Annotated in this window: 7 protein-coding genes and 1 pseudogene; 5 read left to right on the top strand and 3 right to left on the bottom strand. The window is 68.8% G+C overall.

Annotated features, from left to right (window positions below; genetic code table 11):
• Positions 1 to 91: 91 nt before the first annotated feature.
• Together HC022_RS16015 and HC022_RS16010 are read right to left on the bottom strand one after the other, a co-directional pair.
• Positions 92 to 790 carry a GNAT family N-acetyltransferase gene (locus HC022_RS16015; RefSeq protein ID WP_167453101.1) on the bottom strand — a complete coding sequence of 233 codons (699 nt, stop codon included), beginning with the start codon at positions 788 to 790 and terminating at the stop codon, positions 92 to 94.
• A gap of 13 nt (positions 791 to 803) precedes the next feature.
• Positions 804 to 2,192, bottom strand: a complete 1,389-nt coding sequence (locus HC022_RS16010) for an aspartate aminotransferase family protein (protein WP_167453100.1) — start codon at positions 2,190 to 2,192, stop codon at positions 804 to 806.
• Positions 2,193 to 2,316: 124 nt separating this feature from the next.
• Here HC022_RS16010 and HC022_RS16005 point away from each other — a divergent pair, with 124 nt between their 5' ends.
• From HC022_RS16005 to HC022_RS15990, 4 genes are all read left to right on the top strand, one after another.
• A complete protein-coding gene (locus HC022_RS16005) occupies positions 2,317 to 2,490 on the top strand; it encodes a hypothetical protein (protein WP_167453099.1) in 174 nt (57 codons plus the stop codon).
• Positions 2,491 to 2,522: 32 nt separating this feature from the next.
• A complete protein-coding gene (locus tag HC022_RS16000; RefSeq protein WP_167453098.1) occupies positions 2,523 to 3,515 on the top strand; it encodes an ABC transporter substrate-binding protein in 993 nt (330 codons plus the stop codon).
• Positions 3,516 to 3,631: 116 nt separating this feature from the next.
• Positions 3,632 to 4,450, top strand: a complete 819-nt coding sequence (locus tag HC022_RS15995; RefSeq protein ID WP_089958685.1) for a taurine ABC transporter ATP-binding protein — start codon at positions 3,632 to 3,634, stop codon at positions 4,448 to 4,450.
• Entirely contained in the window at positions 4,447 to 5,673 is a 1,227-nt protein-coding gene (locus HC022_RS15990) for an ABC transporter permease (protein WP_167453097.1), read from the top strand. Before HC022_RS15995 ends, HC022_RS15990 begins: the two co-directional genes overlap by 4 nt.
• Positions 5,674 to 5,692: 19 nt before the next feature.
• On the opposite strand, the gene HC022_RS15985 is transcribed toward HC022_RS15990, so the two are convergent.
• Positions 5,693 to 6,613: a zinc-ribbon domain-containing protein gene (locus HC022_RS15985; RefSeq protein ID WP_368484679.1), complete on the bottom strand. Its 921-nt coding sequence runs from the start codon at positions 6,611 to 6,613 to the stop codon at positions 5,693 to 5,695.
• Between the two features lie 130 nt (positions 6,614 to 6,743).
• On the opposite strand from HC022_RS15985, the pseudogene HC022_RS29860 reads away from it, so the two are divergent.
• Positions 6,744 to 6,827: pseudogene (locus HC022_RS29860) on the top strand (cell division protein FtsE); the annotation flags it as partial.

Below are 6,827 nucleotides of genomic sequence, written 5' to 3'. Positions count from 1 at the left end.
GGTCGGGGCCCTCGTGCGCCGGCCCGCCGAGATCCCCGGCCTCGGCGCCCGCCTGCGGCAGGCGCGGCGGGCGGCGTCGGAGCGCTGGGGCTCAGGCCTCGGACAGCGGCCGGATCGGCCGGCCGTCGGCGTCGAAGTTGGACGGATCCAGCCACGCCTGGAAGCGCGCCCGAAGCGCGGGCCATTCGCCGTCGATGATCGAGAACCATGCGGTGTCGCGGTTGCGGCCCTTGACGATGACCGCCTGCCGGAAGGTGCCCTCGTAGCTGAACCCGAGCCGCTGGGCGGCGCGGCGCGACGGCATGTTGAGCGCGTCGCATTTCCACTCGTAGCGGCGATAGCCGAGCTCGTCGAAGGCGCGGGCCATCATCAGGAACATGGCCTCGGTGGCGGCGGCGGTGCGCTGCAGGCGCGGGGACAGGTGGATGAAGCCCACCTCGATCACGCCGTTGGCCGGGTCGATCCGCAGGTAGGAGCAGAACCCCAGCGGGGTGCCATCGGGTGCGCAGATGGCGAAGTAGAGCGGGTCCCGGCTCTGCTCGGCGGTGGCGGCCCAGGCTTCGGCATCGGCGAGGTCGGTGAAGGGCCCGCGCGGCAGGTAGGTCCAGCCACGGCCGCAAGCGTCCTCGGCGAAGACCCCGAAGAGCCCCGCGGCATGGGCCACGGTCAGCGGTTCGAGCCGCACGAAACGGCCCTCGTTGGGGCTGCGCGGGGGCAGGGGGCGCGGGAAGTCTCCGCCGACCGGCTGGCCGACCGGTTGGCCGTGATCGTTGGTCTTCATCTCGTCCATCGTGTTCATCGTGTCAGGCGAAGACCTTCGCCAGGCTCTTGTCGACGGCGCCGACGATCTGGTCGATGTCGTCCTTGGTGGCGATCAGCGCGGGCGCGAAGCAGAGCACGTTGTTGAGCCCCGGCACCGAGCGGTTGGTGGCGCCGATGATGACGCCCTCGGCGGCACAGCCCGCCACCACGGCGCCGATCTGCGCCTCGGTCACAGGAGTCCTGGCGTCGCGGTCGCTGACCAGCTCGGCCCCGAGGAACAGGCCCTTGCCGCGCACGTCGCCGACGACGGCGTGCTTGTCCATGAGCTCGCCCAGCCGGTCGAGCATGTAGTCGCCCATCCTGGTGGTGTTCTCGAGCAGGTTCTCGTCCTCGATGATGCGCATGTTCTCGAGCGCCGCGGCGGGGCCTGCGGTGCAGCCGCCGAAGGTCGAGATGTCGCGGAAGTAGTTCATCGGATCGCTGGCATCGTCCTTGAAGAGGTCAAAGACCCGCTCGGAGGTCACGCAGCAGGCGATGGCGGCGTAGCCCGAGGCGACTCCCTTGGCCATGGTCACGAAGTCGGGCTCGATGCCGTAATGCTGGTAGCCGAACCAGTGCGTGCCGGTGCGGCCCACGCCGCAGACGACCTCGTCGATGTGCAGCAGGATGTCGTACTTGCGGCAGATCTCCTGCACGCGTTCCCAGTAACCCGGGGGCGGGACGATGACGCCACCACCGGCGGTCACCGGCTCGAGGCAGAGCGCACCCACGGTGTCGGGGCCCTCGCGCAGGATGACCTCCTCGATGGCATCGGCGGCACGCTGGCCGTAGGCCTCGCCGCTCAGGTCCCACTGGGCGCGGTATTCAAGGCAATGCGGGACCTCGACGAAGCCCGGCGCGAAGGGGCCGTACTGAATGTTGCGCTCGACTTGGCCGCCGCAGGACATCGCCCCGATGGTCGAGCCGTGGTAGTCGCGCTCGCGGTAGAGGATCTTGTGCTTCTTGCCGCCGAACCGCTTGTGGGCGATCTGGCGGACCATCTTGAAGGCCTTCTCGTTCGCCTCGGATCCCGAGTTGGTGTAGTAGACCCGGCTCATGCCCGGCATCTTCGAGATCAGCTTCTCGGCGAACAGCGCACCGGGCACCGAGCCCGCGGCGCCGGCGAAATAGTTCAGCTTCATCAGCTGCTCGGACATGGCGTCGACGATGCTCTTGCGGCCGTAGCCCACGTTCACCGTCCAGACGGCGCCCGAGACGGCGTCGATGTGCTCGCGCCCGTGCTGGTCCCAGACACGCATGCCCTTGCCCTCGACGATGATGCGCGGATCCGAGGTTTCGAAGGCCTTGTGCTGCACGAGATGGTGCCAGACGTGGCGCTTGTCGGCCTCGACGACGTGGCTGAGATCGTTCTGGGTGGTGGTGCCGTCCATTTCGTGACTCCCGGTCTGCAAGGGAACGGCGCGCGGGCCGTGTTGCGGCGAATGTTAGCACACACATGGTCAGCCTAGGCAACACCCCAACCACCGGGGGCAGCAGGGATCGCCGCGCCGCCGCATGGAAATCGAGCGCCGCGGCGCGGCCGGTGCATCGGCCCGTTCACTGGGCAACCTGACGATCTTTCCGGCAGAATTCTCCGGAAAAACATTGATCGGGTGCCGGTTTTCCGATGGGAATGGTGCGGGGGGCCAGGTCGGAGGACAGGCCCGCGAAAAAAAAGCGCGGCCGTGATGAGCCGGGCAACAGAACAGGGGAGTCTCCATATGACCAGATTCAAGGGCCTGATGGCTGGCGCCGCAGCCGCTGCGCTGCTCGCCGGTGCGGCACATGCCGAGACCGTCACCGTGGGCTATTTCCTCGAGTGGCCGATGCCGTTCGAATACGCCAAGGCCGAGGGCCTCTACGACGAGGCCATGGGCGTCGACATCAACTGGGTGAGCTTCGACACCGGCACCGCCATGTCGGCGGCGATGGCCTCGGGCGACGTGCAGCTCTCGGTGAGCCAGGGCGTGCCGCCCTTCGTCGTGGCCGTCAGCGCCGGGCAGGACCTGCAGGTGCTCGACGTGGCGGTGAGCTACGCCGACAACGACAACTGCGTCGTGGCCGAAGCGCTCGAGATCGACAAGGACTCGGCAAGTGAGCTGGCCGGCAAGAAGGTCGCCGTGCCGCTGGGCACTGCCGCCCACTACGGTTTCCTCAAGCAGATGGACCACTTCGGCGTGCCGCTCGACAGCCTCGAGATCGTCGACATGGCGCCGCCGGACGGCGCCGCCGCGATCGCGCAGGGCTCGGTCGACATGGCCTGCGGCTGGGGCGGCTCGCTGCGCCGCATGAAGGAGCACGGCAACGTGCTGCTGACCGGCGCCGAGAAGGAAGAGCTGGGCATCCTCGTCTTCGACGTGACCTCAGGCCCGGCGGGCTGGGTCGCCGAGAACTCGGACCTCGTCTCGAAGTTCCTGATGGTCACCCGCGACGCCAACGAGATGTGGGCGGACGAGGCCAACCACGAGAAGATGCTGCCGGTCATCGCCAAGGACGCCGGCATGGATCTCGAGGCCACCCGAGAGACCATCGGCACCTTCGTGTTCCCGAGCGTCGAGGAACAGCTCACCGAGAAGTGGCTGGGCGGCGGCGCGCAGGAGTTCATGAAGGGCGTGGCGGATGTCTTCGTGGCCGCCGGCTCCATCGACGCGGCGCTCGACAGCTACGCCGACGCGGTCAACACCGGCCCGCTCGAGGCGGCTTCGGGAATGTGATGCGGCGCGCGGGGCGGCCTGTCGTCCGGCCCGCGCAGAATCTTGCACGAGATTTTTGCAGGGGCGCCCTTGCCGGCCCCCTGCGGCCCCGGCACCTGACATCGTGAAGGACGGGAATGAACGGACTTTCCATCGACCAGATCTCCATGCGCTTCGACCTGCCCAACGGCAGCTCGGTGCAGGCGCTCAAGGACGTGACGCTCGAGCTCGGCGCGGGCGAACTGCTCTCGGTGCTGGGCCCCTCGGGCTGCGGCAAGACCACGCTTCTCAACATCGTGGCGGGCTTCCTTGCGCCCACCTCGGGCGAGATCCGGCTGAACGGCCACCGCGTCACCGGCCCCGCCGCCGAGCGCGGCATGGTGTTCCAGCAGGGCGCGCTCTTCGAGTGGATGAACGTGCGCGACAACGTGAGCTTCGGGCCCCGCATGGCCGGGCGGCGCGAGCGTGATTGGGGCGCCAACGTCGACCACCTGCTCGAGGTGGTCGGGCTGCGCGACTTCAAGGAGAAGGCGGTCTACGAGCTGTCCGGCGGCATGCAGCAGCGCGTGGCACTGGCCCGCTGCCTTGCCAATGAGCCCGACGTGATCCTCATGGACGAACCGCTGGGCGCGCTCGACGCGCTGACGCGCGAGAAGATGCAGAGCCTCGTGCTGAAGCTCTGGAAGGAGACCGGCAAGACCATCATCCTCATCACCCACTCGGTGGAAGAGGCGCTGCTTCTCGGCGAGCGCCTGCTGGTGATGGCGCCGCGTCCCGGGCGCATCCACCGCGAGTACCGTCTGCCCTTCGCCGACATCGGCGTGGGCGAGGACCTGCGCGCGGTGAAGAAGCACCCAGAGTTCGCCCGCACCCGCGAGGAGATCCTCGGGATGATCTGGGACATGGAGGAAGAGATCATGGGCCGCGCCGAAGTGACCGGGGGGGCCGCGACATGATCGTCTTCCTGATCTACGCGGCGATCTTCGTGGGCTCCTTCCTGCTGGTGAAGCTGCTGGTGCATCGCACCACCGGCGATTTCACCGCCCGCAAGACCGTCACCTTCGGCGACGAAAGCGCGGTGCGGCCCAACCGCATCGCCAGCGTCGTCTCGGTGCTGACCATCTTCCTGCTCTGGGGCGCCTTCACCGGGTCGAACTGGGTGCCGGGCTTCCTGCACGCGCCGGGGCCCTTCGTGGGCGACGCCACCTTCACCTACACGGCCGAGGCGGAGGGCGTTGCGCCCGACGACGCCACCGTCACCATCCGGGTCTTCCCGGTGGGCGAGGAGGTGGATGCGCCCGAGGTCGACCCGGGCGAGGGCTGGGCCAGGAACGACTCCGCCACCGTGGGCGCCTGGCGCTCGGGTCTGGTGCGGGTGGACCAGAACGACGAGCACGGCCGCGACGAGGGACACACCGTGGTGGCCGTCAACGGCGAGCCCATCGCGCCGGGCGGCGAGGTCATCACCGAGTACGGCCGCGTCGGCATGTCGCCCAAGGGCACGCTCAACTTCGAGCCCGCAAAGGGCTGGCAGATGGAGCCGATCTGGCTGCCGCCGCCCGAGGCGGTGATGGCGCGGCTGGGCGAGATCGCCCGCGAGGGCTATCGCGGCAGCACCCTTTGGGAGCACCTCGGCTGGTCGCTGTTCCGGGTCATCGCGGGCTTCTTCTTCGGCGCTCTGATCGGCATTCCGCTGGGCTACGCCATGGGGCTCAGCGACTGGTTCCGCGGCTGGTTCGACCCCATCGTCGAGTTCATGCGCCCGGTGCCGCCGCTGGCGCTGATCCCGCTGGTGATCATCTGGGCGGGCATCGGCGAGCTGGGCAAGATCATCCTGCTGTTCCTCGCCGCGCTCTGGATCATGGCCATCGCCGCGCGCTCGGGCGTCTCGGGCGTGAGTATCTCGAAGGTTCACGCCGCCTATTCGCTGGGCGCGAGCAAGTGGCAGATCATGCGCCACGTCATCGTGCCGAACTCGCTGCCGGACATCTTCACCGGCGCGCGGGTGGCGATGGGCGTGTGCTGGGGCACCGTCGTGGCCGCCGAACTGGTGGCGGCCGAGAAGGGCGCGGGCATGATGATCATGGGGATCATCCTGATCGGCGTCATCGGCTTCGGCATCGACATCCTGATGCGGCTTGCCGAAAAGGCGCTGGTGCCGTGGAAGGGGCGGGGCTGAGCGCCCCGCCGTCTCGCGCTCACTCGGCGGGGGCGTCCCCGAACATCTGCACAATCGCGGTCACCTGGCCGTCGAGCCAGAGTCGCAGCGCGTCGATCTTGGCGACATAGGCGGTCAGGAAGGGTTCGGCACCGGGGAACATCCCGGCGATCCTGGGCGCCAGCAGGTAGAGCGCGATCGCGATGATCACGATGGCCAGAACCAGCCGGAAGCCGTTGGCAAAGCCGCTGCGCTCGGTCTTTTCCTCGTCCTCGAGCACGGCGCGGCCCTGCGGCGTCTCCATGCCGCGGCGCTCGGTGGCGCGCAGGGTCTGGTTGATTTCCTCGATGTCCGGCAGCAGCTCGCGGCGGGTGCTGGCAGCGGTGGTGGCGGAGGCGGCCGCTGCGGCCGTGCTCTCGTCGCCGACCAGCGAGGCCATGGTGTCCTCGCTCCGGAGCGCCGACATGCGCTCGCGCGCCGCGTGCGCACGGCGGGCCGCGTCGTCCTCGTCGGGGGCCTGCAGGCCGAGCTCGGGCTGGGTCTCGAGCGTGTCGGCCGCGCGGTTGCGGGCCTCGCGCTCGGCTTCGGCACGCAGCACCTCGGCCACGGAGGGATCAAGGCTGCGCGGCTTGCGCGGGCGCGGGGCCACGGGCAACGGCTCGGGTTCTTCCTCGGGGTCAGGCTCGGGGATGGTCTCGGGGTCCGGCTCCGCCTCGGGCTCCGGGGCGGGGGTCTCGGGCGGAAGATCCGCCTGCCAGTCGTCGTCGGGAAGCCCGTGGCCAAGCTCGCCCGTCAGATCGGCGTCGTCGTCGGGATGGGCCTGGAACCAGGTGTGGCCGCAGTTCGAGCATTGCACATCGCGCCCGCCCTCGGGGATGACGTTCGTTGGCACCTCGTATTGCGCGCCGCAATTCGGGCAAATCAGCCGCATCTCGTCCCCATGATCAACTGCACCGTTCACGCCTCGTTCCTTTGCCGACAATAGGTTACCGACCCCTATGGGAAAAGCCCATTTTCCCGGGGCGGCGCGGATTGCATATGCGGCGCGGCTCATGCACAACAGGCCGAGTTTTTCCGGGGATGGAACGGGCGTGATCGAACTGCACAACGTGGCGTACAGCTATGGCGGCGGCGAGCTTCTGAGCGAGCTGTCCCTGCAGTTGGCGCCTGGGTCG

The sequence above is a fragment of the Salipiger sp. HF18 genome, assembly GCF_011806505.1.
GTDB classification, from domain to species: Bacteria; Pseudomonadota; Alphaproteobacteria; order Rhodobacterales; family Rhodobacteraceae; genus Salipiger; species Salipiger thiooxidans.
The sequence above is the reverse complement of the archived record's forward strand: the minus strand, read 5'-3'. Positions and strand labels throughout refer to the sequence as shown.